Here is a 26151-nt window from a genome sequence, read left to right as displayed (position 1 = left end):
CCGAGATCGCTCTTTGTTCATTCGTCAATGACGGAATCCAAGGATTTCGCTCAACGCCGCGTCCCCCTATCAAATCCTTGAGAAGGGAAGGATACGGATGAAGCCGGATACATCGCAGTGGCGTGACCCACAGGCATATGCGTTCGTTAAAGGGGCCGCCGCCGATGCGATTGCATGGGAGTTCCTGCGACGCAATCCCCAGTATCAGCAGGACTTCGCGGTCTCCCGCTCGGCCAAGGCGATGCGCGCATTGCGCAAGCGCTGGGGTTTGCAGTTTCGCCGCCAGGCCTGACCAATCCGCAGTCGAGCAGCCCGTATATTGGGCGCCTCAGATCGATCCTGGGGTCGTGAACCTAGTCGAAGTTCCGCCGGATCTGCGAGCGCGGGAGGTCCTCGACGTTCCGCTGGCCACGGGTCAGCGTGATGAAATCGGCCTTCACGTGCGCTCTACGTCAGGCGCTACGCAACTGGCGCTTCTCGGCGATGCGCAGGCAGGCGAACCGTTGGCCGCCATAATTCCACTCGATGACATGGCGCACGAAAGGCTTCAGGCGATCGAGCGGTTCATCCGCTCGATCCATAGGCAGCACCTTCCCGATGCCCGCTTGACCGGGGCACAGCGCCGGCGTCTTGGCCTGATGCTGCGATGCCTTGACGGCCGTGAGGAGCAGGCATCTCATTTCGACGTCGCAACCGCCTTGTTTGGCCGTCGGCTAGTCAGCGTCGCCGACTGGCACGACTCGGCCTTTCGCTATCAGACGCAACGCCTTGTGCGGGACGGCCTGAAAATGGTCGAGCGCGGCTATCGCCAGTTGCTGCGCGTTCGACGGCGCCTTTCCTGAAGAGGCTCCGTCCGGCGCCTGGTCCACTTATTGCGCTATCGGCAGGCGTACGATCCTGGAGTGAACGGCTGCTCAGCGCCAATCTCGGTCACTCCTTCCGATTTGACCACCCGCCGAATGCAGACGGGTGGTTAGCGATGCTGGCGCTGGGATCGCCGTTTGTGTTGGCCGTGAGATCAGTCTCGCGGTTTACTAAAGCCAGCATTGTCGGAATTTGGTGGGTGGGTCTTTCCGCCGAAGAATGAGGGGGCGCCAGTGCGGGGTAGTGCCGCTGTCTGTAAATACGAATCATTTCGGTGAAATTAATCCGCTGTAATGCGCAAGGCGTTCAGTGTCTCCGGCGTAATGGTGCCTGTTACCTTGAGATTGTAATCCGACTGCATTTTCAGGAGCCCAGATCGCATCGCAGGGCTCATCTTTCCATCCAACTCGCCATTGTAATAGCCGAACGATAGCATCGCGAACTGAACCTGGAGGACGATCTCCTTGAATTTGGCAGCGGTCCCTGGAAGCACGACCAGCGGCGACGCCGCAGCCGGCGGAGCGGCGGTCGGCGCCTGGTAGGTCGGCGCGGGCGCCTGATAGACTGGCGCCGGAGCTTGATAGACAGGCGCTGGAGATTGATAGACCGGGGCACGCGGCAAATAGGTGCCGCCCGTCGATGATCGATGGCTGCTGTGAGAGCTGTGACTGCTGTGGCTGGAGTGAGATCTGTGACCGGCCAAGGTGAATTTGTGGTCAAGCTTGAAAATGTCGAACAATGATTTCGACTTGCCTCCGTCAATGAACGGAGCAATCGGCATTGCGATACTTTCAATCGGCATGAAGCCGGCAGCGAGCAACGACGGGATCGTAAAGAGCCGTTTTTTCACGCGAGACCGAACCTTTCGTACCCATGCGTTTTCGGGTGCCATTCGAAGAAACCGCCGCAGTCGTCACGCAGTACGCAGCCAGCGCATTCCGAGAGGTAAGTTCGCTTCCAATCTGAAATCGTCGACGGGGCCAGCGTCCGATAGTTGGGCGGAAGCGTGCACAGCGGAAAATTGTACAGTATGGCGTCAATTCCGCGGCTGATGGCGAGATCGAGGGCCTTGCCAACCACCTCGAAACCTGTGGAGCTGTCGAAGAACAACGAGTGCCAGTTCTGCCTGCCGTAGCCGATGTTCTCGAGCTGCATGATCGCCCATTTGTCGATGAAGGGCAGCGATGTCGTCACAAACTTGGCCAAATCCGCCAGACCGAGGGCGTTCGGCTTCATAAGCACCGTACGCAATTCGATTTTTGCGCCGGCCTGGCAAAGGATTGACAGGCCTTCTCTAACTTTATCGAACGCACCTGGCTTTGCCACGATCCGGTCATGAACCTCGGGGTCGCTCGAGTAGACGGGAACACCCCAAAGGACACGATTTAAATTCAGCTCGCCGAGCTTAGCCAGATCAACGCGGTCAAAGTGTTGCGCATTGGTCAGAACGTGGAAATCAATGTCGGGCCGCGCTGCCAGCATTCGCCCCAGGAACTCGAGCAGTTCCGATTTGAAGAGCGTCGGCTCTCCGCCAGATAGACCGATCGTTGCGTTTTCTGGCGAGAGAAGGACTGCCGTCTCAAAAAACGGAAACATGTCTACGTGGTGCGCTTTCGGCGGCTGCGAACACATCAGACAAAGCTGGTCGCATCGTTCGGTAACCAGCAGCGTGTTGTGACGGGAATTTGCCCGGATGAGACGGTGTGCAGTCCCCCGTCGAGGCACAACAAACAGCACGTCGCCATTCACGTCACTGGGGTCGATTCCGTAGACACGGAGCGTTCCCTCTCCGCCCGAAAAGTCTGCACTTTCGCCGGATGCGTTACCCAGCACCGCATCGAACGAGCTGAGCGTTGGCATGTCGTGGGCAACGCCCTCGAAGGACCGGAGTCGAACCACATATGGATCGATCGCGTTAGTCTCAATTTTGAGGCGAAGCGGGATCATGCGTGGACCGGGACCATGTGATCTCCCCAGGAGGGAACTCCGGCCCATTTGGCGACGGATTGCCGAGCTGCGTCGTCGCAACGCGTCATCACCTCTACGACTTTGTCGAATAGAGAAATATGCCGTCTGCAGAACCACGTCTCACTGCGAATGAGATCGATATGGCCGTCGCGAGACAGATCGTCGACGACGTCCGTGCCGCAAAAAGGCTGATAAACACAGTGGATGCAATCGGCATCGAAGTTGTTCATCGATGCTTGATCGAGTAGCTGCACCTTTTGCTGATTGATGCCGTCGGCCACTGTTCCAATCGAGAGATCGACACGTCCGATCCGCGACAGCATCCTGGCTTCGTCCGTCGGGTATAACTGCCCATCGTGATCGACAACGATGTAGTCGGACGCGAAGAAATTCGGATTGCGAAGATCGACATGATCATCGGTGCCTGATCTCAAGAATCGCCGCAGGCACTGGCTGAAATAGTACTCTTCAACGTATCGGCCGGTGCGGTGATTACGTTCGATGAGATAATCGATGAAACCTGAATGGAGCGCATTCCATCGAGCGATCGCATTGGCATCGCTCTTGCGCCGGCGCGCAAAGCCTTGGTGGTTTATCGGACGGAGATATATCGACTGTATGCCATGCCGCTCGAAGTTACCGATGAGATCCTCAAAATTCGGCGGACGCTCAACGGCGATGGTTGGCAGGGCGGAAACCTTGCCGGGGCCGAGACGCCTGACAGCTTCAGCCAAATTTCCGAGGAATGTATCGGTCGCCAGACTGTCGCCAGTCCGCTGCCGGGTGTGTGTCTCGTGGTTCCCATCCAGTGACGTGCTGACGAACGTGTCCGGCTGATCAAGAAAAGCCCACTCCACCTCACCCATGCGCTGGAGGTTGGTGCAAACGACAAACTGGCTGCGCGGAAATCTTGTGCGGGTGAAAGCTCTGATCTGCTCGAGCAGATCAACGCGAAGCAAAGGCTCCCCGCCCTGAAACTCGATCTTGATATCAGGACCATTCAAATTGCCGATGAAGTCGAGCGCCGCGTTCAATGTTTCGTTGGACCAGTCGAAGCCCCGTGCGGCCTCAGGGGCCCGGGAAACCTGGCAATAGCTGCAAGTCAGATTGCAACGCAAAGTCGGAACGAGAATGAGATACGACAGCTCTTGCTGCTTCGACTGCCTGCCCGCCCAACGATAGGCAAACGATGTCCAATCAGGATCGCCTTCGCGTTCAAACGTATGTCCATTGCCACGAAGAAATCTCTGGTCGTCGGCCGAGAGCGCATCGCGTGCGTATCTCCCTAGAAACTCGTCGCTACCGAGAAAGAACCCACCGGCATCGTCGCTAAACAGAAGCTTTCCGTCCGGGCGATCTCTGAATTTGAGCGGCCATACGGTCATGTGGCGGTGACCGCCCCGATCAACGCTTGTCGCAGCGAAAGCGTTTCCGAGTAGATCTTCTCACGATAGATGGCGTGAAGGACATTCTTTCGCAAATCGTCCAGCCTCTCCGGCGGAATCTCTTCTACAGCTACGCCGTGACCCGAGGCCGAAAACCGCAGCGACGGATACTGGACTTGTAGTCGAATTAATGCGCCTTCCACAAAACACTGAAAGTTCTGCGGAATCTCGATTGTAGCCTGTCCTAGAAAGCGCGACGCCCCCACGTACCAAGTCCTCCCTCCCAACAAAATATACCCAAAACTGGAATATGGGAATTAGTGCAGTTCAACTTCGATTTTCAGTGACCACCGAAATCACTGATGGTTGGGCTTGTTGCTGAACGGACGGCAGTTTTGCGCCTATTTTCGGTCATTCAGGTTCGCTTGACGATTACCTAAACCTGTCATTCGGGGCCGATGTCCGCTCAGGTCCCTAAAGCTGGTTCCGCCATGGTCCGGGATCGGGCCACCTATTGTAGGCGGGTACAGTCCTTCTACCTGATCAGATGCAGGTGTGAATCTCGACTTCAATAAGCTTGGTGGCCGCCCACGTCGCGAAGCTTGCTCCTCCGACACCGATGAGACCAACTACCACGAAAACCACGCGGTGCCAGAAGGCACGATTCGTCAGCTGCTCGAACGCCGTGTTGAAGTCACCCCTTACCTCGGCAAAATCCTTGACCAGCCGATCTTGTTGGCGCCCGAACTCAAACGCTATGGCCTTGAGAGTCAGCCATTGGTTCACGATGCTCGCGAGAAGGAACAGGACGAATATCCAGGCGCCGGCTATCACCGCGATGTTCGTCCATACCTCAACTCCACAAGCCTTTGCGACCTTGAGTTGCGAAGCGACGACGATCGTGGCGATAGGGATGCCGAGTATCTGACCTTGAAGGTCCACGAAAGTCTTGTGGATGCGGGTGATGAATTCGGCCTGCGCGGTTTCGACCTCTCGCCGGATCTTGGAATAGGTGAAGCTGGAGGCGAATAGCCGGTAGCCTGCGGCCACCTTTTCGACGATCTCCCCGACCCCACGCATGACATGGCGGAACCTCTGTCCGGTCGGCAGACCTGCGACTAGGTCTATGACGGCCTCCGACAGGATCGTGAGCTTCTGCTCGAGATGCACTGGATCCGCGAACAGTCCGACGAGTTTTGCGACTTGGTCAGCCTTGAGGCTGGTCAGGTCCTTCTCATCGTAGTCTACCGGGATTGCTATGCGGCCATCGCGAAAGAAGACGAGTTCCTGCTGAACTCCATCGAGGAAGGCGGCAGCCCGCGCCAGCAATGCCACCAGCGAAAGAACTGATCGGTATCTCAGTTGTAGGTCCGACGGTGGTTGAGAGTGCCGGGTCAACCTGCCGTCCACGACGAAGTAATTGGCCGGCTCTTCCACACGGGCTTTCGGTCCAGCAATCAGGTTGGCGAAGGACAATGCGAACCTGCCGAGCGACGTCCGCGGCGCATTGAACTGGACATGCGCTTGCTTGCCCAGCTCGAGCTGATCTCTTTCGGTGAGCAACGCCATGCCGGCATCGGCGGCTGCGTCCTCGTCCTGGTCAATCAGCAGAAGGGCGTTCAGTATGGGCTGCGTAGTGATGGTCAGCGTGCCGGTGCCATCATCGGCGAAGGCCGTGACGGCATAGATGGGCTCGATGTCTTGCCAACCGAGCCTAGGCATCTTCGAATTCACCGCTCAACCTGTCCTTCAATTCAGCAGGCAGATTGCGCAAGGTGAGCGTCTGATTCTCTGGATCGTAGGTCACCTCGCCTTCCTGGATCGCCTTGCGGTCGAACTCAAGTGACCAGTGGTCCGTGCGCCCTTTGAAACGGACTAGGGTGTTCAGCACTGCCCTGTTGGGTATGAACCAGTCATTGAGCTTCAGGTCCGGGTTGGCGAGGTAATCGCGGAGGCTCCCTGGATCCTCGGGCAGCAACTCGTTGGTGAGTGCGTCGAATGAGAGTTCCTCCCGCTTGAACGCAGCGCGGTCGCAAATTTCCTTGGCTTTGGTCAGGAAGGCCGTCTTCGCCTCGGGCTTCAGGCTCTTATCGTCGGCGAAGGACATCAAGGCCTCCACCAGGTTCTTGGTGTCGGCCTTCTCCTGCACGGAGTCGATGCAGCCGAGGAAAGCCTGAAAATATTCGGCGACGTTCCCTTTGCCCTTGAGGAACCCTATGTAGCGATCCTCCTTGTTCGCCCATCCGGTGATGTTGATGCGCCCGGCGAACCTGAATCCTTCGATGTCGAGATGAGCCACATCGTGTACGTCGTTCTGCTGGGTAAGCGCAGCGCTGAGCGTATCGGTGACGATAGCGACCATGAGATAGTGCCGCTCGTCCCGGGTGAAGTGCGCGAAGAAAACGTGACCACCAGTGGCAGCCGCTTTGGTCTGGGCGTTTACCGCCAACGTCTTCATCAGCGATTCCGTAAGGGTAGCGAAATCCTTCTCCTCGGCCTCCACGTATTCTCGAAGATGCCGTTGAGTGGGGTAGTTGTCCTCATCATCGGAGAATTTACCATGGGACTTGGACGTGCGGCGGCCATAGAGCTTGTCCAGTACGTCCACGAGTCGCTGGACCGGTTCGGTGACCTTCAAATTCGATTTGCCCAACGCGATGTCGAACTTGTCGGCGTCCTTCTTCAGGTCATGCACGGCAACGCTGATGATGCTGTTTTCTGCCAATGGTCTCTCCCCCGTAGGCGACCAGATTACTTACACCGCCGACAACATGATAGTGGTAGACGGCGGCGTCCACTACGGGCGCCAGATAAAACTCCAGGAGGCGACCCAGTCCTACCAACTCGCCAACGTGGCTTTTCGGCGGCGCATCATAGACGGGCTCTTCCGCCTTCTCCGCAGCCCGTGCTGTAGTAGACTTGAAATAGAATGGGCCTTACGTAAGCGTTACTGTAAATGGAGTTTGTGGTGCGCAAGATTGGAGAAATTGCGATCGAAGGCAACGAGACGCTATGGAAGTATTTTCGTTTCGAGCGCTTCCTTTCAACGCTCGCTGAAAGCAGACTCTATTTTGCATCGGCCAATCAGTTTATCGATCCTTTCGAAGGCGCCGTCGCTGTCCAATTGAACGTGCCGCCGCCTGATCCGCGCTACGCCGAAGTGGAGGGCGTGGAGCGCGCCTTCTTCCAACTTAAACGGTTGACCAAGATAAGCTGCTGGCACCGTGCCGTCTATGAGAGTGACGCGATGTGGAAGCTCTACTCCGGTGAGCACAAGGGCATCGCGATCTGCACGACGCCCGATCGCATGCGCGCCGCCTTCAAACCCTTTCGGCTCAAACCGGAATATGGCGTCGAAGATCTGTGGGGCGGTCCGGTCCAATATGTAGACTTGACTCAGGTTCGGATGCGCGGCATCGGCATGCTCGACCGGTTCTTTTTCAAGCACCGAGCTTTTGAATGGGAGCGGGAATATCGGCTCGCCATTTCCGTTAGAATGGCTGAGGAATTTGGCGTCCGAGTTCCCGAACACGGCATCCTCGTCGACGTCGATCTTCCCACTCTGATTGAACGCATCGTGCTCGGCTCAACCACAACCGAAGCCGAGCGCGCCACCGTGTCTCAACATGTGGCTGCCGCCGGGCTAAGCGATCGCCTTGAGCTTTCCACCCTTCTCGGTCGACCTCGCTATGTCTAAGGCCCAGCAAGCAGGCGCCAGCGCAAGGCGAGGCTCGGCAGAATGATATCGTACTCGGACACCGCACTCACGATCTCGGAACCGCTGCAGACCAACGCGGTCGTCTGGATTCACTCGCTACCGGAACAGGAGATGGGCCCCAGCCGGCGTATCCTCGAAGACCTTGAGGGCCTCTCCACCGCCGGTGGTTTCCCCGTGTTCGAATATGCGGTTCGAGATCGTAGCGAACTGAGCGAGCTGTTCAGCCAGTTGACGACGAAGGCCGAGCAGGGATTGAGGCCGGTGCTCCATGTCGATGCTCACGGAACAATTGACGAGGGGCTCCTGCTAGCGCCGAGCGGCGAACGCGTCGGCTGGGCTGAGATCATCGAAGATCTCCGTGCCCTCAACGTTGCGGCGGCCAACAATCTCACCTGCATCTTCGCTCTTTGCTTCGGGTTGCATCTCTACAAACAAGTGAGCCTGAGGCGTCCCGTGCCGTCCTATCTCTTCTTCGCACCGCCCGCTGAAATCAGCGTCGGCTTCCTCGAGGCGCAAACGTTGGACTTCTATCGAGAGATGAACCGCACCTCGAATGTGACAGCCGCATTCGAGCAGACCCTGGGCGGCGTCATGCAGTCATTTCACTGCCAGGGTTTGTTCCTGCAGTCGCTGTTGCGATACATTCGAACCTACTGCATCGGGCGCATGCGGCAGGATCGCCTGGAGCGCATGGTCACGGCCGTTCTGCAACGCGACGGCATCGCAAATCCTTCCGGCGCACAACTGAAACAAGTCAGGCGCAAGATACGTGAATCTCTGAAACCCGGTCAGAAGGTGATCGATCTGTTCGCGCCGTCCTTCCTGATCGGCCGCGCCCCCGCCTTCACCTACGCCGATCTCGACCGGATCCTGAAGCGCTCTGTCCGCTCCGAGCGATCTCAACGGCGCTCGGCATCGAGCTGAAGGCCGAGCGATCTCAAGCTCGCGTCGCGATGGACAACCCGAAACCAGCCGGACGCCGGTTCGCCAAAACGCTCCACCATCACTTGGCCCATTCCACGCCTCACCCGCCGATCGACATACAGCTCGACCCGCAACATCGCCTTGTCGGCGGCGACCTGGGCGAGCAGATCGATCTGCCTGGTTCGTGCCGTCAAGCCTTCGCCGCTCTTGTCGATCTCTTCAATTGCCAGCGTGCAGTGATCGAGGGGACCAAAGATGACGAGGTGCGTCCCTGCGGGCATGCCCGGTCGCGGTGGAGGCGCATGCCCCATCTCGCCGAGCTCGACATGGGTCTCGACGTTCCGCAGGTCCTCGTCCTCCCCTAGAATCTCGCGTGCGAAGTCGAACGCATCGGTATCGGCATAAAGATAGCCAGCGCTTTGCGAGACCTGGAGACCATTGAGGTAGCGCACCATGTTGCCATCGATAGCGATCGGCTCACCGGACCGCAGGCCGTCCCGATAGCGGATCATTCTTGTCTTGCGTTCGGGCTCGATATCTGCGCTCGCCGCCAGTTCGTAACGTTGGACGATCGTCTGGCAATGCAGGGCAAGCGTCAGGCCAGGTGAAACCGGCAGCATCACCACTAGGCCCGGCGAAGTGAGCCCGACATCCCCATAGGGGAATGCGTTGATCCGGCTGACCGGATGGTCCGAGATGATGAAGCGATGCTCGCCGTCGCTCGCATAGATGGCGGGATGAAGATCAAGTAGCGCAACGGTGTGACCTTCCCGTTCAAGGAACGCCTTGACGGCGCCAAGTCTCACTGACGCATCAGATGGCATAGCCATGTGCGGATCGGCATCCCGGTCATAGCCGGCCTGGCGCATCATCTCCCGCAATTGGCCCGCCAGATGCTTTGGTCCCGTTCGGCTAAAATGCGTCCGCAGCATCTGGGTCGCGAAGAAATCGGCCAGTGCAATACGGTCATCCGCCGTCATCCACGCGAGCGAACGTCGCGAGACGATTTCGACGACGAGGCGCGCGGAGCGCGCATCGACCTCCTGGAACAGATCCTCGAAGTTCCATTTGGTATCGCCCAGGCTCACCACATTGAAGTCATTCTCGGAGCCAGCATTGGCAATCGACGTCAGAAAAGATCGGTCGGACCGCTTGGCGAAAACGTAGATGGAGCGTCGTTCTGGATCGGCCGCAAAGTGCCGAAGCTGGGCCTGAGGAACAAAGTGATGCTTTCTGGATGGCCGGTTCATCGTTCCCTGCAGTGATGCGGTGCTTCGGCGCCGTTGAAAGTGCGGAGGTATTTCGTCGGGCACCACATGGCGGCAAGCCCGTCAGATTTTGTCCACTTGTGATATCCGACCGCAACTAACTCCTACGTGCACGGAATGTTAGCTTCTGTAAACGACTCAGCCAAAGTCAGAGTCGCCGTCAATTTGGGTCAACGGATGGCAAGTTTCGTGTATTCGCAAATTCGCTCCGAATGACTACGATGGAGTCGTAGACGGACGGCAAATTTTGCCTACTGGGTCCGAACGACCGCTATCCGCGGTACGCTCACCACATTCGGACCGTCCGGAGACGGCCCAAAATGAGACATTCGCGGTACTTCACCGTGTGCTGCTGGCAGCGGATGGCTCAAGCATTCATTCAGGTCATGCCAAGCTGTTGTCGGCTGACATCTCGGCCACCAATTCGCTTCATCTATTTTGAAAACCAGTGGTGCCCTTGCCTCCACGTCGGCCATTTCGCGGAGCGCACCAACGACCTCTCGAACGGGCTGATCTGGCCGAAGGACGGCTGAAGCCTCGACCGCCTCTGCCACAATGGCGCGTCGCGCGTTTCGTCCCCTGGGCGAAGCCCATTCCTCGCGGAACCAAGAAACGCGCGCCTGCGCCATCCTCCGCTTTGCTGCGGTCGCAAGCGATGCGGCTGCGGCCGCCTTCGGCCCCGCGATCGCCATCGAGGTCGCATGGTGCGGGCTCGGAAACGAGAAGACGGAGACTGAAAATGGCTACCATCGGCACTTTCAAGAAGACCAATGCGAACGAGTTCACCGGCGAGATCGTCACCCTCAGCGTCCATGCCAAGGGCGTGCGCATCGTTCCCGACACAAGGGCCAGCGGCGAGAACGCTCCAAGCCACCGCGTCGTGGTCGGCAAGGCCGAAATCGGCGCCGCCTGGTCCAAGCGCTCCAACGAGGGTCGCGACTATCTCGGGCTCAAGCTCGACGATCCGAGCTTCACCGCTCCGATCTACGCCAACCTCTTCGCCGACGAAGAAGGCGAGGGCCACAGCCTCATCTGGTCCCGCCCCAACCGCCGCAACGGCGAGTAAATCGGCAGACGCCTCGCCCGGTACCGGGCGAGGCGTCTTCTGCCGGTGACCGCGGAAGCTCTCCGCACCGCCGGCCGCCATAGCCCGGCCTCTTGTCATCGGATGCGTTCCTCGATGCGCGATGGCGTGAAGATGGCGGAGCGCGGCCACCACCAATTGCTGCGCGCGCCGGCGCACATCCTGAAGACCATCGGCGGTGCGAAATAGCGCCCCTCAATTGCGCACCTGATTACTGTCCCCACGCTCCTCCATCCTGGCCGTCGATCGCCGTTCAACCGCAACGGCCGGAAGGAGACACCTCATGAACGCCGACGCCGCGCCATTGCCGCCGCGCTACCTGCGCACTTCGGAAGCCGCGCATTTCCTCAGCCTTTCTGCGCGCACGCTGGAAAAGCACCGCACCTATGGCACCGGGCCTGCCTATCGCAAACTTGGCGGCCGCGTCGTCTACGCCGTCGACGACCTCCAGGCCTGGGTGCAGCGCGGCGCGATGACGTCGACATCCGATCCGAATGGCTCGGTGCTGCCCGCCAAGCCCCAGGCGGCGCGCCTGATCGCTTATGCCGGGCGCGAGAGGCGCTGAGCCCGCTGATCTCCCCCATGTCTGGACGCACACGCCAACCGTCGGAACGCGGACAGCTTGATCTGTTCCACGCGCTGCCCGGTGTCGTCGCGCCACGCGATGCGCAGGACCTCATGGCCTATCCCTTCTTCTCCCTCGCCAAATCCAGGCGCATCGCGCCGATCGATTTTCGCGCCGGCGATGTGGCGATCCGTGTCGAAGCGATGCCCGACCACGGCATGGCGACGATCTGGGATGCCGATATCCTGATCTGGGCCGCGAGCCAGATCGTCAGCGCGCGGGATGCCGGATTGCGCACGTCGCGCCTGATGGCCGCGACGCCATACGAGATGCTTACCTTCATCGGCCGCGGCGTCTCGAAGCGAGACTACCTGCGCCTCAAGGCGGCGCTCGACCGCCTGCAGTCGACAAGCGTCGTCACCTCCATTCGCCAACCCGCGGAAGGCCGTCGCCATCGCTTCTCGTGGATCAATGAATGGCAGGAGCGCTCCGGCCGAAGCGGTCGCCCGCTTGGCGTCGAACTGGTCCTGCCTGACTGGTTCTATCGCGCCGTCATGGACGACGCGCTGATCCTGACCATCGACCGCGCGTATTTCGGGCTGACGGGCGGCCTGGAGCGCTGGCTCTACCGGCTGGTGCGCAAGCATGGCGGACGCCAGCGCGCCGGCTGGCGTTTTGACATCGGCCACCTGCACCGGAAGTCCGGCAGCCTCTCGCCGCTCAAGCGCTTCGCCTTCGAGCTGCGTGACATCGTGCGCCGCCAACCTTTGCCGGGATATCTGCTGTTCACGGAGGTCGAAGCCAGCGGTCGCGTGCTGTTGGCTTTCGAAGCGGCGCCCGCGCCTGTTGACAGGATCGTGCCATCGGGAACCCGAACTATCGTGCCATCGGGAACCGCATCCTCGTGCTTTCGGGAACCGCGATCGGCCTTAAGTGACGGTCCCAGAACGGAAAATCGCGCTCCTAACTTAGAGTCTAACTCACAATCTAACAGTCTTGCGCGCGAGCCGCGGTCTGGCGGTGACGCGCAGGAGCGGCGGTGGGTTGGCCGGGGCGAGGGAGACGACACATGACGTCGCCTACCCAATCGACGCCGCGCGGCAACCTCACGACGGTCGAACTGATCTGGATCGAGAAGCGGATAGAGTACCGCATCCGCTTCGGACGCCCAGCCCATGAGACTATAATCGACGGGCAGCGCCGCGTCGTCGGATTTGCGCCGGGTAGTGTTTTTGCGTTCGTGCGCTGGGCGGCGAATGACTTCGGCACCATTGTTTCGCGCGTCGACATCGTGCGCGCCGTCTTGCCCGCTGAACCATATCAGACGCTGCCCTACATTCGGCCAGGCGGCGAGATCCTGCTCAAGCTCGCAGGCTGGGACAAGGTCGAGCGGGTCCTGCAACTGATCGATGCGATCGAGGCGATCGGCCTCGATCCGGTCGAGGCAGCACCGGACTATTGGCGTCAGGCCCACAACCGTATCATTGCCGGCGCAACGCCGCGTGCCTATTCGCTCGAGCAGCACCGGGCATTTCTGTTGCGCAGCAGAGTGACATCATGAGCCGCGCCGCTTGCCTAGCCGCAGCACTTGCGTCGGTCATCGCGACGGTCGCTCCGGCTGTCATGGAGATGCCGCCGCTGCTGCTATGGAACGCATCGGCCAGCACGCCGATCGGGCTCTATGCGATCAGGGAAATAGGCGCTCCGACGGCTGGCGTGCTCACTGTCATCGAACCGCCAGAGGCGGTCGCCCGGTTCACCGCCGAGCGTGGCTACCTTCCGCTCGGTGTGCCGATGCTGAAGCACGTCGAGGGACTTCCTGGAGAAGAAGTCTGCCGCGTCGGTCGCGTCATCACGGTGAACGGGCTTGCGGTGGGTGCCGCACTCGAGCGCGACCGCATTGGCCGCGCGCTGCCCGACTGGCAGGGCTGCCGCATCATCGCGGCCGACGAAATCTTCGTCATGAATCCAAAGGTCCAGGACAGTCTCGACGGCCGCTATTTCGGCCCGTTCCCGGCGAGTTCGATCGTCGGACGCGCGCTGCCGCTTTGGACCGACGAGAGCGGCGATGGCCACTACGCCTGGCTCGCGCCAGTGAACTGAAATTCCACCCAGCCAACAAGAGAAGGAGATAGTCCATGGCCGAGATCGGTGTCTTCCATGAAACAGAATCCGGTTACTCCGGACGCATTCGAACACTGCTCGTGGATGCCGAGCTGGTGTTCGTCACGACCAGGATGTCCGACGGCAAGGCGCCGGATTTTCGCATCCACATCGGTGACGGCAGCGGCCCCGAGGTCGGCGCGGCCTGGAAGGAAATCGGGCAGACGGCTGGCGACTATCTGTCTTGCCGATTGGAGGATCCGCTGTTTGGCCGGCGCTTCCGCGCCAGCCTGTTCCGATCCGATGACGGCTCCTGGTCGCTGCGCTGGATGCGGCCGAAAGCGCGGCCGGAGCGTGTGCGATGAGTGGGCCGTCGGCGCCGAAATGTGCGCACGAATGCCGCCCCGTCCGCTGGTTGCCTGCGCGGCGCGAAGCACTTTTCCTTATGTGTGGCATGCTGATCTTCTGTCACGCAATGACAGGAGCGCTCGCACAATCCGCGCCGGTCTCGCGCAAATCCGCGGACGATCCTTATGCCGCGCATATCGCCGAGGCATCGCATCGCTTCCGCGTTCCAGAGCGCTGGATACGGGCAATCATGCACCTCGAAAGCGCCCGCGACCCGCGCGCGATTTCGCGAAAAGGGGCGGCGGGTTTGATGCAGATCATGCCCGGAACCTTTGCCGAGCTGCGCCTTCGTCACCAACTCGGCCGCGATCCCTACGATCCGCGCGACAACATCCTTGCCGGCACGGCCTATCTTCGGGAGCTCTACGATCGATACGGTTCACCGGGCTTCCTGGCCGCCTACAATGCGGGGCCAGGGCGTTACGAAGCCTCATTGAAGGGCCGATCGCTGCCGGCCGAGACCGGGGCTTATGTTGCGAAGCTTCGCCCTTTCTGGGCCGGCGGTGATGCGCCCGGCCCGCTCACCACCGGCCAAGCCAAGGCCGTCACTTGGAAGGTCGCGCCGCTATTCATAGTGCGGTCCGGATCCATCGCTGCTTCCGGTCTTTTGTCCGGCGAAGACGCTGCCGTCGAGGTCTCGCCGTCACCATTGGTGCGCAAGCTTTTCGCGGCCGGTTCGCAGCCGCGCCAACTGTTCACGGGGTCCGACGTCGCGACATCGCAGCGGTGATGAAGTCTCCGTCAACTCGCGCCTTGGGTCTGTTTGGACGTCGCTGCCAATGAGGCGCGGAGAGCACAGGGCAACAACCGAGGGATGGCAAGATAAAAGGGCGCACATTGTGCTGATGTCGGTTGGTTGTTTTTGCTGGGTTTTTCGCCGCTTCCCGCACATTGTAGCGCCTCGGCGCAATGTGCTGGGACCACGCAAATCATTGTATTTGTTTCGCTTTTGGCAGTGTGTGGGGCGCTGCCATGGCCGATGAGGGCGAATTCCGCGTCCGTCCGGGGCGCATTCGCTCGACGCGATCCCAATCGTCGCGGCCCTTCATCGCCCAGGCGCTCGCGGCCGCCCAGAAGGCTGGCGGCAGCGTGTCGCGGGCCGGCAGGATCACGCCAGGCAAGCGCTCGCAATTCGGGCGCGGCAGGGCAGCGAGCGTTCAGGCCAACCGTTTGCTTACAGGCCGCTCCCGCGTCGCCACGATCAAGACCCGTGTGGTGCGCCATTCGAAGCGTGGCGCGCCGCTGGCGACCCACCTCAACTATCTGCGGCGAGAGGGCGTCACGCGGGACGACGCGAAAGCCCGCATGTTCGGACCGGAGGTCGACGATGCGTCGACTGCGGATTTCGTCGCGCGCTGCAAGGATGACCGGCATCACTTCCGCTTCATCGTCTCGCCGGAGGACGCCGTCGAGATGTCAGACCTGAAATCCTTCACCCGTGATCTCATGGATCGCATGCAGAAGGATCTCGGCACATCGCTCGACTGGATTGCGGTCGATCACTGGAACACCGACAATCCGCATGTCCACGTCATCCTGCGCGGCCGGGCCGACGACGGCCAGGACCTAGTGATCTCACGCGACTACATTAGCCGCGGCATGCGCGATCGCGCCAGCGATCTCGTCACGCAGGAGCTCGGCCCGCGGTCCGATCTTGAAATCCGCCGGCATGTCGAGCGGCAGGTCGAGGCAGAGCGGTGGACCGGGCTCGACCGCCAGTTGCTCCGCGACACGCGCGACAACGGTGTCATCGATCTCGCGCCGCATGCCGATGGCCAGCCTGACGAATTTGTCGCGCTCAAGGTGGGGCGGCTGCGCAGATTGGAAACGCTCGGCCTCGCCGAGCAACTCGGTCCTGGCCAATGGGTCGTCAGCGACAGGGCCGAGGCCACGCTGCGCGAGATGGGCGAGCGCGGCGATATCATCAGACGTATGCATCGCGCCCTCTCGGCCCGCGACATTGAACGCGCGAGCGCCAGCTATGTGCTGGCCGCCGGGACCGTCGGCGAGACGATCATCGGCCGCCTGGTCGAGCGCGGCCTGGATGACGAACTCAAGGGCACCGCCTATGCGGTCGTCGATGGCGTCGACGGCCGCTGTCATCACGTCCGGCTCGCCGATCTTGAGGCGTCGGGCGACGGTGCGCCGGGCTCGATCGTCGAACTGCGCAAATTTGACGACGCGCAGGGACGCCCGCGGGTGGCGCTAGCCGTGCGCTCCGATCTCGACATCGAACGTCAGGTCGTCGCGGAAGGGGCGACCTGGCTCGACCGGCAGGCTCTCGCCCGTCCTGCGGTGGCACTATCGGATGGCGGCTTCGGCGCCGAGGTGCGCCAGGCGCTTGATCGGCGCGCCGAGCACCTGGTCGGATTGGGGCTGGCAGAGCGGCAGCCGCGCGGAACTGTCTTTGCCGGCAACTTGATCGACACGCTGCGCCGAAGGGAACTCGACGCGCTGGGCAGCCGGCTCGCGGACCAAACCGGCCAGTCGTTCAACCGTGCCGGCAAAGGCGAATTCGTGGCCGGCACCTACAGCCAGCGCTTTGCGCTCGCGACCGGCCGTTTCGCGATGATCGATGACGGGCTCGGCTTCAAGCTCGTGCCCTGGACGCCCTCGTTGGAGCGCCATCTCGGCAGTCACGTCTCCGGCGTCGTTCGCGGTGATGGCGGTGCCGATTGGAGTTTCGGTCGCAAGCCCGGTCTCGGCTTGTGAGGGCGCTCTCACATGGATCTGGAATCTTGGATTGCCGATCGCTTGTTTTCCTTGCCGACAGCGCGAGGCGACACGATCAGCGTCAGCCGGCTGTTGAACCTCGCCTCAACCTTGCCGACCTCTCCGCACAAGGAGAAACCAATGTCGGGAACGAAAGTCCTTTGGGGGCAGATTGTTGCTGTCTTCCTGATCGTGCTCTTCACCATCTGGGGATCGACGCAATGGTCGGCGTGGCAGCTGGGTTATCAGGCGGGGCTGGGGGCGCCTTGGTTCGTCATCGGCGGCCTTCCAGTCTATTATCCGCCGGCCATCTTCTGGTGGTGGTATTTCTACGACGCCTATGCGCCTGGCATCTTCATGCGCGGCGGTCTGATTGCCGCCTCGGGCGGCTTCATCGCGATCGCCGTGGCGATCGGCATGTCGCTGTGGCGTGCGCGCGAGGCGACGAAGGTCGCGACCTATGGCTCTGCGCGCTGGGCCGACAGGAGCGAGGTGCAGGCGGCAGGCCTGCTTGCCCCCGACGGCGTGGTGCTGGGTCGGTACGGACCACACTATCTGCGCCACGATGGGCCCGAGCATGTGCTTTGCTTTGCGCCGACGCGTTCGGGAAAGGGTGTCGGCTTGGTCGTGCCGTCGTTGCTCACCTGGCCTGGCTCGGCGATCGTCCATGACATCAAGGGCGAGAACTGGGGCCTCACCGCCGGGTTTCGCGCCCGCCACGGCCGGGTGCTGCTGTTTGATCCGACCAATGCGAGATCGGACGCTTACAACCCTTTGCTTGAGGTTCGCCGCGGGGAATGGGAGGTCCGCGACGTGCAGAACATCGCCGACATCCTTGTCGATCCGGAAGGCTCCCTTGAAAGGCGCAATCATTGGGAAAAGACGAGCCACGCGCTTCTGGTTGGCGCGATCTTGCATGTGCTTTATGCCGGACCGGACAAGACCCTGGCCGGCGTCGCCGCATTCCTGTCCGATCCGAAGCGACCGATCGAATCGACCTTGGCAGCCATGATGACGACGCCGCATCTGGGCGAGGGCGGTCCGCACCCGGTCATTGCAAGTGCTGCCCGTGAGTTGTTGAACAAGTCCGACAACGAACGTTCCGGCGTGCTCTCGACGGCGATGTCCTTCCTTGGGCTCTATCGCGATCCGGTGGTGGCGCAGGTGACCCGCGCCTGCGGCTGGCGCATCGCCGACCTGGTCGGGGATACCCGTCCGGCGACGCTCTATCTGGTCGTTCCGCCCTCCGACATCAGTCGCACCAAACCGCTAATCCGTCTCATTCTCAACCAGATCGGCCGCCGTCTGACCGAGGATCTGCAGGCGAGGGCGGAACGCCATCGCCTGCTTCTGATGCTGGACGAGTTCCCGGCGCTCGGGCGGCTCGACTTCTTCGAATCCGCGCTCGCTTTCATGGCCGGCTATGGGTTGAAGGCTTTCCTGATCGCGCAGTCTCTCAATCAGATCGAGAAGGCCTATGGGCCGAACAATTCAATTCTGGACAACTGCCATGTGCGCGTCAGCTTCGCGACCAATGACGAACGCACCGCAAAGCGCGTGTCGGATGCCCTTGGCACGGCAACCGAGCTGAAGGCGATGAAGAACTATGCCGGCCACCGGCTCTCGCCATGGCTCGGTCATCTCATGGTTTCGCGCTCCGAAACGGCTCGGCCATTGCTGACGCCAGGCGAGATCATGCAATTGCCGGCTGGTGACGAGATCGTCATGCTGGCGGGCACGCCGCCGATCCGGGCGAAGAAGGCGCGTTACTTCGAAGACCCGCGATTGTTTAAGCGCATTCTGCCGCCGCCGGCTCTTGCCGATCGAACCGAGCCGGAGCCTGACGATTGGACGGCGCTTCCGTCAGGGAGTGCGGCTGCCGCGACGGTGGTGGCACAAACCCGGCAGGAATCGACCGAGACCGAGTTGCGGCGTCAGCCCGAACTCGATCCCTTTCTTCCTGCTGCGGCGGCGCCGCCGCTTGTCAACGAGTTCGAGCCCGACGTGCCTGACGACGCTGATGATCTGGCTGCGAGCAGCAGCCGGATGGCGCGCCTTGCGCGCGGCGTGGCGCGGCAGATCGCGCTCGATCCGGATGACGGTATGGGGTTGTGAAGGTGGTGACGGCAGGAAAGAAAAAGGTTCAGATCTCCGTCTATCTCGATCCAGCTGTCCTGGCGATGCTGGTCGACTACGCTGCCAGGCGCGACCGTTCGCAGTCGCTTATCGCTGAAGCGGCGATCGCGTCTTTCCTCTCGCCCGATGCCGACACCCAACGCGAGGCGGCTGTCTCAACGCGCCTCGACCGAAGCGACCGCCGGCTTGCGCGGCTTGAGCGCGATGTCGGCATCTCGATAGAAACGCTGGCCGTGTTCATTCGCTTCTGGCTGGCGACCACGCCAGCGCTGCCTGAGCCGATGGCCCAGGCAACGCGCGCCAAGGCAAGCGAGCGTTATGAGGCTTTCGTCTCCGCGCTTGGCAGGCGCCTGGCCAAGGGGCCGAACTTGCGGCAGGAAATCCCCGAAGACGTCGAGGCTTCCCGCGATTCGGAACAGACGTGAACTCGACACGCCTGTTCGCGGACCGTGGGCTCCGCCCGATTTCGCGCGACGCCTTCAATCCTGTTGACGCCAGCGCCTTCGGCCGGCGAGTGCGGGTCAGTTGGTGGCGCCGCACAGTTGCGACGTCGTCAATCCCGGCGGCACGTCTTCGGTGGGGCCAAATCCATACTTTGCCATGATGGTGGCGATGGTGCCGCTCGACATGACTTTCGCCAGACCCTGATTGTAGAGATCGCGGAGATCGCCATCGTCCTTCCTGAACGCGATCGCGATATAGCTGATCGACTTCTCACTCGTCGTGAAAGGGCTGGCGCGCTCGAGATCGGGGCTCTTGTTGCCGGCCAGCAGCCCGATCACCGTCGGGGAAGAGAACACGGCGGCATCGATGCGGCCGGCGCGCAGTGCGGCGATGTTGGTCTCGATGTCGGGGAACTGCAGGATGCGGTCCTGCGGCACGCCCTCGGCGATGGCATTCGTGATGACATTGCTGCCGCGGCCGCCGCCCATGATCACCTCGGATTTCTTGGCAAGGTCCGAATAGCTGTGGATCGCCTTGGGGTTGCCGGTGAGCACGATCGCCGCGTCGTCGGACCTCAGGTCGGGAGCGCCGAAGGCGACTTGCTGGCATCGCGGTGGCGTTATCGACAGACCGGACGCGACGGCATCGAAACGCCCGGCCATCAGGCCCGGGATCAAGGCGCCGAACTCTGTGACCTCGAAGTCGACCTGCTTGACGCCGAGATCGGCGAACGCAGCTCTCAGCAGGTCCGGGTGCCAGCCGAGCAATTCGCCGGTTCCCTCCTTCTTGTAGCCCCATGGCGCACGGTTATGGATGCCGATGACGATCCTGCCTTCCTTCAACACGCGTTCTTTTGTCGTCTCCGCCATTGCCGGCAACACGGATCCGACAATCGCGGCATAGGCGATGCAGGCCAGGCCAATGGCGGCCGATCGGGCTCGAAATTTCATCGGTGCAGTCCTCCCGTGAGATTGAGTTGTTGCGTGCAGGCGTTCCGCCTCAGCCGCGCGACGCTACGTTTGAAGATGGCAGTCCGTCAATATAGATGTATAAAATATGTACGAAATATTGCGAATTCGGCAATGAGAGGCTCTCGCTCGTGGAGGGAATCCATTTGTTCGTGAGTTGCGATTGGGTTGATGGTGGAATTCGCGGCCTTGATCTACGCGGCCTGTTGCGTATTTCCTCCAGGGTGGCCGTTGCCAACCCTGGAGGCGACGAAACTCCCTCCAAAGGGCTCCCGCGCAATCGTGACAAGGCAGCCTCGCCCTTCGGCACTTTTCAACAAGGTGCTCACCAACATGGAACTGCTGCCGACATCGGAGCATAAACTCTACAGCCTGCGGCACACTTTCGAGGATCGGCTGACGGCAGTTGAGGCGCCTGAGGAAGCAATCGCTCCCTTGATGGGCCGCAAATGCATGCGGCCGAAATACGCGCCGCACCATCCCTGGCGCAGAAGCGCCTATGTGGCTTCAAAGAATCGCCTCGATTCGACCCGCGAGTATCAGACTGATGGGAATGTAGGGTTTATCGTCTTCTTGTTTGTCATCTGCCAGCTTCCTCTGAGGACCATTTGACCCGTTTCGCCAGGAATTCGGCGAAAGGCTTTACATTCATCCCAACGCTAGCCTGTTCAAGCCCAGCGAGGTATGCCTTCCGGTCCTCCACTCTCACCACTGTCCAGGGATAGCCGCCTGATGCCAGCATGGCATTCATCAGAAAGCGGGCCACGCGTCCGTTTCCGTCAGGATAAGGGTGAACATAGCCGAGAAGCCAATGCCCCAGAACAGCGCGAACGGCCGGGTCTGCTTCGGCTTCCAGTAGATCGAATAGCGCATCCATGCCGTCGAGTACCGCCTCCACACGCGGCGGTACGTGAGATGACCCCTTGAGATACACATGGTGGTTTCGATAACCGGCGAGCGCGCTCGCTTTCAATATGCCTGCACTCACTGAGGGCGCGAAGAGCTCCCTATACCATTCCCTATGCGCATCCCTTGTCAGGTTACCTGCGGGTGCGCCGTCGATAATCGCGGCAACCGCATCCTTGACCTTTTGGAACGCCTGATAGTAGCCGCGGGCGGCCAGCGCATCGCGGTTCTTTCGATCTGCTTCATCGATCTCTGGATTCCAGCCGCCATCGCGCACGCGGTCGATCAGTTCTGGCGTAACGCTGTAGCCTTCGATCGACAACGAATGATAGGCATCGCTCTCATAAATATCTTCCACGAATTTCATGTAGCTATCCTTGTCGGACGGCGGCCCGGGTGCTTTCGGGAAAATTTCGGCCACCGCATCGCGCTGTGATTCCCAGATGGCGTGGAGCCTTGTCACGATCGGCGGCGCGCCTGACGTGATGGCAGTAACGCCGACCTGCCCGTCGAAAGGATCGGACTCTCGAATGTCATAGCTTGCAGCCTTGAACGCGCCGACGATCTCGTCAGAGAAGGCATCGCGCCCTATGCGCCGAAACGCGCCGGCAAGCCGCCCGGCGATAGACGAATGGCCTCCATCGAGCAAAAGCCCTAGCACGCCTGAAACACTGCGTAATGAAGCCATAGCAACCTGGGCTTCGATTGGGTAACGCTGGAAAAATGCCTCGGGCACACGGACGAGGGCGGCGTTGACCGGAAACAGGCGCAATCCGTTCTTCTCCGTCAGGTTTTCAGGCATATCCTTGATTTTGAGGTCGTATAGCGATGTGCCAAACAGCAGGCCGATTTTATTGTTGCCTCCGTAAGGGCTGCTGATCACCACCTGCGGTGGGATCGCAGTAGCCTCTGCGTGCAGGAGCAATGATTGCTCGGGAGAAAGGTACCACGCCTTCCCGAAACGCTCGTTGCAATACATCGCGCAAAACTCCCAGAAGCTGGCATACCAAGGCGTCGTGTCTTGCTCCTGCGCTTGTGGTCCGGTGGACATCAACCACCCTTTGATCACCTCACGGAGGAATCCGTTTTGGAGTATGCGCTCACGATGGACCCGGGTGATCTCTTGAGATTTGAAAATGCGGCGCCCTCCTGCCTGCAGGCCTTGAAGGGTGGCGAGGGATTCCGCGAGTTTTTCGTGAGGCTTAGCCATGGCTGTGCCCTTGCAAGTTTCTTGTGCCGTTCAAACGCAAGTATATAGAGCTGTGTTATTGCAAGTCAATTGTGCTGTGCAAAGGCAAGTTTTTGATGGGGTTTTATTGCAAGTTTTTGACACGAAATAGCCGAAAAAATCTTAAATATCAATGAGATATATGGATATATCGCTGCCGGCGTCACCATGAAAAACCGGGTTTGCGGGAGGCGGCTACAAAGCTTACGTTCATGATGGCAACAGGGATTCGCGACATCGAGCTTACCGGCATCGGTTCACATTTGCCTTTCGGAACAAATATCATATCGACCCGAACAGGCCGCCCCATCCCATCACAGTGAGGTCGCGATGGCCCTAAGGGACTTTCTGTCAAAGAATATGAGCTTGCTTTCGTCGAGCACAATGTGAGTGCCGTACCGACAACCTGACCGTCGCAGACTACCCGATCGGTTAGATAGGCAGCACTTCCGAGCGCTTGACCTGGCCAAGCGCGAAGCTGCTTTCGATCGAAGCGATGTTGTCCAGCCGCGTCAGCTTGTCCTTGATGAACCGCTCATAGGCCTCAAGGTCGCGCACCACGATGCGCATCAGGTAATCCCGCTGGCCGGTCATCAGATAGCAGTCGACCACCTCCGGCCAGCGCAGCACCGCCTGGGAGAAGCGGTCGAGATCGTCCTCGCGTTGCCGTTCAAGCTTGATCGACGCGAAAGCGCTGATCGGCAGGCCGAGCTTCTTCTGGTCGAGGATCACGGTATAACCTTTGATGACGCCGGCGCTCTCCAGGAGCCTCACGCGCCGGGCGCAAGGTGAAGGCGAAAGACCGACGGCTTCAGCGAGGTCGTTCGTTGTCGCCTTTGCGTTCTTCTGCAGCGCGGCGATGATTTTAAGGTCGATTGCATCGAGCGTCGGATTTGGCACGTTTCCCTCGTCTGGGCGTCATTGTTGGCTGGATCAGCCAATATCATCGATAGGATTACATAAGAATAGCCACTTTTGAGAGTCGTTGGCTGCTATCGTTGAGCCGATTTCACGGGAGCCGACGATGACGATCCTTTCCGAACTTGAACGCAAGGTTCTGTGGCTGGCTGTTTGGATGATCCATCATGCCAATCATGTTCGCGGGTCGGAGGACGGCCTCAAGGTCGGCGGACATCAGGCGTCCTCGGCGTCCGCCTCGACCTTGATGACGGCGCTCTACTTCCAGATCCTCAGGCCTGAAGACCGCGTTGCCGTTAAGCCGCATGCCAGCCCGGTTTTCCATGCCATCCAGTATCTGTTCGGCAGGCAGACGCTCGAGCAGCTGCAGAATTTTCGCGGCTATCGCGGCGCGCAGTCCTACCCGTCACGAACCAAGGATATCGACGATGTCGATTTCTCGACCGGGTCGGTCGGACTGGGCGTGGCGCAGACCCTGTTCTCCTCCCTGGTCCAGGATTATGTCAGCGCAAAAGGCTGGAATGCGGACCAGCCGGAAGGCCGGATGATCGCCCTTCTCGGCGACGCCGAAATGGATGAAGGCAATATCTTCGAGGCTCTTCTCGAAGGCTGGAAGCACGGCCTGCGCAACACTTGGTGGGTCGTCGACTACAACAGGCAAAGCCTTGATGCGGTGGTGCGCGAAGGCCTGTGGCAGCGCTTCGAGTCCATCTTTCGCAACTTCGGCTGGGATGTGGTGATCCTGAAACATGGGACATTGCAACAGGCGGCCTTCGAGGAAGAGGGCGGCGAAAAGCTGCGGTCCTGGATCGATGCATGCCCCAATCAGCTCTATTCCGCGCTGACCTTCCAGGGCTGCGGCGCATGGCGCCGGCGCCTTCTGGACGACCTTGGTGATCAGGGACCGGTCACCCGCCTGATCGAGAAGCGCAGCGACGAAGACCTTGCCGCCTTGATGGCAAATCTCGGCGGCCATGATCTGGCAAGCATCGTCGATGCCTTTGAGGCAGCGCGCGGGCATGATCGTCCGACGTGCTTCATCGCCTACACGATCAAGGGCTTCGGCCTGCCGCTCGCCGGCCACAAGGACAATCACGCCGGATTGATGACACCGGCGCAAGTCGACGCGCTGCGGCAAGGCATGGGTGTCGGCCAGGGGCGTGAATGGGAGATGTTCGAGGGCCTTGCATACGATGAGGCCGCGATCCGGTCCTATCTGGCGTCGTCGCCTTTCGCCCAGGCAGCCACCCGTCGCCATAAAGCCCCAGCCGTACCCGTGCCGGCACAGATACCTTGGAGCGCACAGGTCTCGATGTCGACACAACAAGGTTTCGGCCTTTTGATGCACGAGATCGCAAAATCAAACAGCGATTTTGCCAAGCGTGTCGTCACCACGTCTCCCGACGTCACGGTCTCGACCAATCTTGGCGCCTGGGTGAACAAGCGCGGTCTGTTCGCGCGCGCTGGTCGGGCAGACATTTTCCGAGAGGAGCGCATACCCTCCACCTTCAACTGGACATTCTCGCCGTCGGGACAGCACATCGAACTTGGCATCTCCGAGATGAACCTTTTCACGATGCTTTCGGCGCTGGGTCTGTCGCACTCGCTCAACGGCCAACGTCTGCTTCCAGTCGGAACCCTCTACGATCCGTTCATCGAGCGTGGCCTCGATGCGCTCAACTATGCCTGCTATCAGGATGCACGCTTTATCCTGGCGGCGACGCCTTCCGGTGTGACGCTGGCGCCCGAGGGAGGCGCGCATCAGTCGATCGCCACGCCGCTGATCGGCATGGCGCAGGATGGGCTGGCGACGTTCGAGCCGGCCTATGTCGATGAGCTGGCCGTCATCCTGCGTTGGGCATTCGACTATATGCAGCGTTCCGGCGAGGCCGAGCCCGACGACCATAGCTGGCTGCGCGATCAGACTGGAGGTTCGGTCTACCTCAGGCTCTCGACGCGGTCGATCGAGCAACCGACGCGCCAGGCCAAGGGACCGCCCGCGCGCGACATCGTGGATGGCGCCTACTGGCTGCGCAAACCAGGGCCGAACGCCGACGTGGTCATCGCCTTTTCGGGGGCGGTCGCGCCGGAGGCGGTGCAGGCACTGGGGCTGATGGCCGGCGACCGGCGCGATGTCGGGCTTCTGGCCGTGACCTCGGCAGATCGATTGAACGCTGGCTGGTCAGCCGCGAGCCGGGCGCGCCAGTATGGCAATCCGGGTGCCACCAGTCATGTTGAGCGCCTGCTGGCCGGTCTTCCGGCCTCCTGCGCCATCGTGACGGTGTTGGACGGGCATCCCGCGACGCTGGCCTGGCTGGGGTCGGTTTATGGCCACCGCACGCGCGCCCTCGGCGTCGAGCATTTTGGCCAGACCGGCACGATCGCGGATCTCTACCGGCACTACGGGATCGATGCGCAAGGGATCATGGCAGCAGTGCAATCGGTTTCGGCAGGCCGGCCGCTTCGGCACCTGGGCTCCGCCGCCTGACGAACCCATCACGCATCGCATCCCGGCTCGCTCGATAGGACGCTGTCAATACCGGAATTCCTTG

At 60.7% G+C, this 26151-nt stretch carries 26 protein-coding genes; 16 read left to right on the top strand and 10 right to left on the bottom strand.

Annotated features, from left to right (window positions below):
• Nucleotides 1-97: 97 nt before the first annotated feature.
• On the top strand, nucleotides 98-292 hold the full coding sequence (locus EN824_RS28740) for a DUF6499 domain-containing protein (RefSeq protein WP_135906814.1): 195 nt from the start codon (nucleotides 98-100) through the stop codon (nucleotides 290-292).
• A gap of 55 nt (nucleotides 293-347) precedes the next feature.
• Nucleotides 348-842: a DUF2285 domain-containing protein gene (locus tag EN824_RS28735; protein ID WP_135906815.1), complete on the top strand. Its 495-nt coding sequence runs from the start codon at nucleotides 348-350 to the stop codon at nucleotides 840-842.
• Between the two features lie 302 nt (nucleotides 843-1144).
• Here EN824_RS28735 and hxsA read toward each other — a convergent pair whose 3' ends face one another.
• From hxsA to EN824_RS28705, 6 genes are all read right to left on the bottom strand, one after another.
• Nucleotides 1145-1714: a His-Xaa-Ser repeat protein HxsA gene (hxsA, locus tag EN824_RS28730; RefSeq protein WP_135917365.1), complete on the bottom strand. Its 570-nt coding sequence runs from the start codon at nucleotides 1712-1714 to the stop codon at nucleotides 1145-1147.
• Nucleotides 1711-2811, bottom strand: coding sequence for a His-Xaa-Ser system radical SAM maturase HxsC (gene hxsC, locus EN824_RS28725; RefSeq protein ID WP_135917366.1), 1101 nt, complete (start codon nucleotides 2809-2811; stop codon nucleotides 1711-1713). Before hxsC ends, hxsA begins: the two co-directional genes overlap by 4 nt.
• Nucleotides 2808-4217, bottom strand: a complete 1410-nt coding sequence (gene hxsB, locus EN824_RS28720) for a His-Xaa-Ser system radical SAM maturase HxsB (RefSeq protein WP_135917367.1) — start codon at nucleotides 4215-4217, stop codon at nucleotides 2808-2810. The genes hxsC and hxsB overlap by 4 nt, the downstream gene beginning before the upstream one ends.
• Nucleotides 4214-4483 (bottom strand): hypothetical protein, encoded by a 270-nt coding sequence (locus EN824_RS28715; RefSeq protein ID WP_135917368.1) that lies wholly within the window; start codon nucleotides 4481-4483, stop codon nucleotides 4214-4216. Before EN824_RS28715 ends, hxsB begins: the two co-directional genes overlap by 4 nt.
• Before the next feature lie 277 nt (nucleotides 4484-4760).
• Nucleotides 4761-5951, bottom strand: coding sequence for a hypothetical protein (locus EN824_RS28710; protein ID WP_135917370.1), 1191 nt, complete (start codon nucleotides 5949-5951; stop codon nucleotides 4761-4763).
• Complete coding sequence (locus EN824_RS28705) at nucleotides 5932-6942, bottom strand: nucleoid-associated protein (RefSeq protein ID WP_189522242.1); 1011 nt, start codon at nucleotides 6940-6942, stop codon at nucleotides 5932-5934. The genes EN824_RS28710 and EN824_RS28705 overlap by 20 nt, the downstream gene beginning before the upstream one ends.
• 243 nt (nucleotides 6943-7185) lie before the next feature.
• Here EN824_RS28705 and EN824_RS28700 point away from each other — a divergent pair, with 243 nt between their 5' ends.
• Both EN824_RS28700 and EN824_RS28695 read left to right on the top strand, forming a co-directional pair.
• A complete protein-coding gene (locus tag EN824_RS28700; protein ID WP_210234929.1) occupies nucleotides 7186-7914 on the top strand; it encodes a DUF2971 domain-containing protein in 729 nt (242 codons plus the stop codon).
• 42 nt (nucleotides 7915-7956) lie between these two features.
• Complete coding sequence (locus tag EN824_RS28695) at nucleotides 7957-8859, top strand: hypothetical protein (RefSeq protein ID WP_135917373.1); 903 nt, start codon at nucleotides 7957-7959, stop codon at nucleotides 8857-8859.
• On the opposite strand, the gene EN824_RS28690 is transcribed toward EN824_RS28695, so the two are convergent.
• Nucleotides 8835-10109, bottom strand: a complete 1275-nt coding sequence (locus EN824_RS28690; RefSeq protein WP_135917374.1) for a DUF4238 domain-containing protein — start codon at nucleotides 10107-10109, stop codon at nucleotides 8835-8837. The two genes, EN824_RS28695 and EN824_RS28690, sit on opposite strands and share 25 nt — an antisense overlap.
• 757 nt (nucleotides 10110-10866) lie before the next feature.
• On the opposite strand from EN824_RS28690, the gene EN824_RS28685 reads away from it, so the two are divergent.
• From EN824_RS28685 to EN824_RS28640, 10 genes are all read left to right on the top strand, one after another.
• Entirely contained in the window at nucleotides 10867-11193 is a 327-nt protein-coding gene (locus EN824_RS28685) for a DUF736 domain-containing protein (protein ID WP_027042653.1), read from the top strand.
• A 301-nt stretch (nucleotides 11194-11494) separates the two neighbouring features.
• A complete protein-coding gene (locus tag EN824_RS28680; protein ID WP_135917375.1) occupies nucleotides 11495-11776 on the top strand; it encodes a helix-turn-helix domain-containing protein in 282 nt (93 codons plus the stop codon).
• Between the two features lie 17 nt (nucleotides 11777-11793).
• Nucleotides 11794-12849 (top strand): replication initiator protein A, encoded by a 1056-nt coding sequence (locus EN824_RS28675; RefSeq protein ID WP_135932962.1) that lies wholly within the window; start codon nucleotides 11794-11796, stop codon nucleotides 12847-12849.
• Entirely contained in the window at nucleotides 12846-13337 is a 492-nt protein-coding gene (locus EN824_RS28670; RefSeq protein WP_135932961.1) for a DUF2840 domain-containing protein, read from the top strand. The genes EN824_RS28675 and EN824_RS28670 overlap by 4 nt, the downstream gene beginning before the upstream one ends.
• Nucleotides 13334-13879, top strand: coding sequence for a S26 family signal peptidase (locus EN824_RS28665; protein ID WP_135932960.1), 546 nt, complete (start codon nucleotides 13334-13336; stop codon nucleotides 13877-13879). The genes EN824_RS28670 and EN824_RS28665 overlap by 4 nt, the downstream gene beginning before the upstream one ends.
• 35 nt (nucleotides 13880-13914) lie before the next feature.
• Nucleotides 13915-14244, top strand: coding sequence for a DUF736 family protein (locus EN824_RS28660; protein ID WP_135932959.1), 330 nt, complete (start codon nucleotides 13915-13917; stop codon nucleotides 14242-14244).
• Between the two features lie 110 nt (nucleotides 14245-14354).
• The gene (locus tag EN824_RS28655; RefSeq protein WP_272483029.1) at nucleotides 14355-15017 is read left to right on the top strand and encodes a lytic transglycosylase domain-containing protein; all 663 of its coding nucleotides are present in this window, start codon (nucleotides 14355-14357) and stop codon (nucleotides 15015-15017) included.
• Nucleotides 15018-15259: 242 nt separating this feature from the next.
• Nucleotides 15260-16999: a VirD2 family relaxase/mobilization nuclease gene (locus EN824_RS28650; RefSeq protein WP_135932957.1), complete on the top strand. Its 1740-nt coding sequence runs from the start codon at nucleotides 15260-15262 to the stop codon at nucleotides 16997-16999.
• A gap of 141 nt (nucleotides 17000-17140) precedes the next feature.
• A complete protein-coding gene (locus tag EN824_RS28645) occupies nucleotides 17141-19114 on the top strand; it encodes a conjugal transfer protein TraG (RefSeq protein WP_135932956.1) in 1974 nt (657 codons plus the stop codon).
• A 5-nt stretch (nucleotides 19115-19119) separates the two neighbouring features.
• The gene (locus tag EN824_RS28640; protein WP_135932967.1) at nucleotides 19120-19560 is read left to right on the top strand and encodes a CopG family transcriptional regulator; all 441 of its coding nucleotides are present in this window, start codon (nucleotides 19120-19122) and stop codon (nucleotides 19558-19560) included.
• Nucleotides 19561-19656: 96 nt separating this feature from the next.
• Here the strand turns inward: EN824_RS28640 and ehuB are convergent, their stop codons facing one another.
• Complete coding sequence (gene ehuB / locus EN824_RS28635; protein WP_135932955.1) at nucleotides 19657-20529, bottom strand: ectoine/hydroxyectoine ABC transporter substrate-binding protein EhuB; 873 nt, start codon at nucleotides 20527-20529, stop codon at nucleotides 19657-19659.
• A 189-nt stretch (nucleotides 20530-20718) separates the two neighbouring features.
• Between ehuB and EN824_RS28630 the strand changes: the two genes are divergently transcribed.
• Complete coding sequence (locus tag EN824_RS28630; protein ID WP_135932954.1) at nucleotides 20719-21159, top strand: hypothetical protein; 441 nt, start codon at nucleotides 20719-20721, stop codon at nucleotides 21157-21159.
• Here EN824_RS28630 and EN824_RS28625 read toward each other — a convergent pair.
• Entirely contained in the window at nucleotides 21128-22663 is a 1536-nt protein-coding gene (locus EN824_RS28625) for a Fic family protein (protein ID WP_135932953.1), read from the bottom strand. The genes EN824_RS28630 and EN824_RS28625 overlap by 32 nt on opposite strands.
• A 450-nt stretch (nucleotides 22664-23113) precedes the next feature.
• Nucleotides 23114-23581, bottom strand: a complete 468-nt coding sequence (locus tag EN824_RS28620) for an Lrp/AsnC family transcriptional regulator (protein ID WP_135880891.1) — start codon at nucleotides 23579-23581, stop codon at nucleotides 23114-23116.
• Between the two features lie 124 nt (nucleotides 23582-23705).
• Between EN824_RS28620 and EN824_RS28615 the strand changes: the two genes are divergently transcribed.
• On the top strand, nucleotides 23706-26087 hold the full coding sequence (locus EN824_RS28615) for a transketolase (RefSeq protein WP_135932952.1): 2382 nt from the start codon (nucleotides 23706-23708) through the stop codon (nucleotides 26085-26087).
• The last annotated feature ends 64 nt before the right edge of the window (nucleotides 26088-26151 follow it).

The sequence above is a fragment of the Mesorhizobium sp. M8A.F.Ca.ET.181.01.1.1 genome, from assembly GCF_004792025.1.
GTDB lineage: Bacteria > Pseudomonadota > Alphaproteobacteria > Rhizobiales > Rhizobiaceae > Mesorhizobium.
Note: the sequence above shows the minus strand (reverse complement) of the source record. Positions and strands in the feature narration are given on the sequence as shown.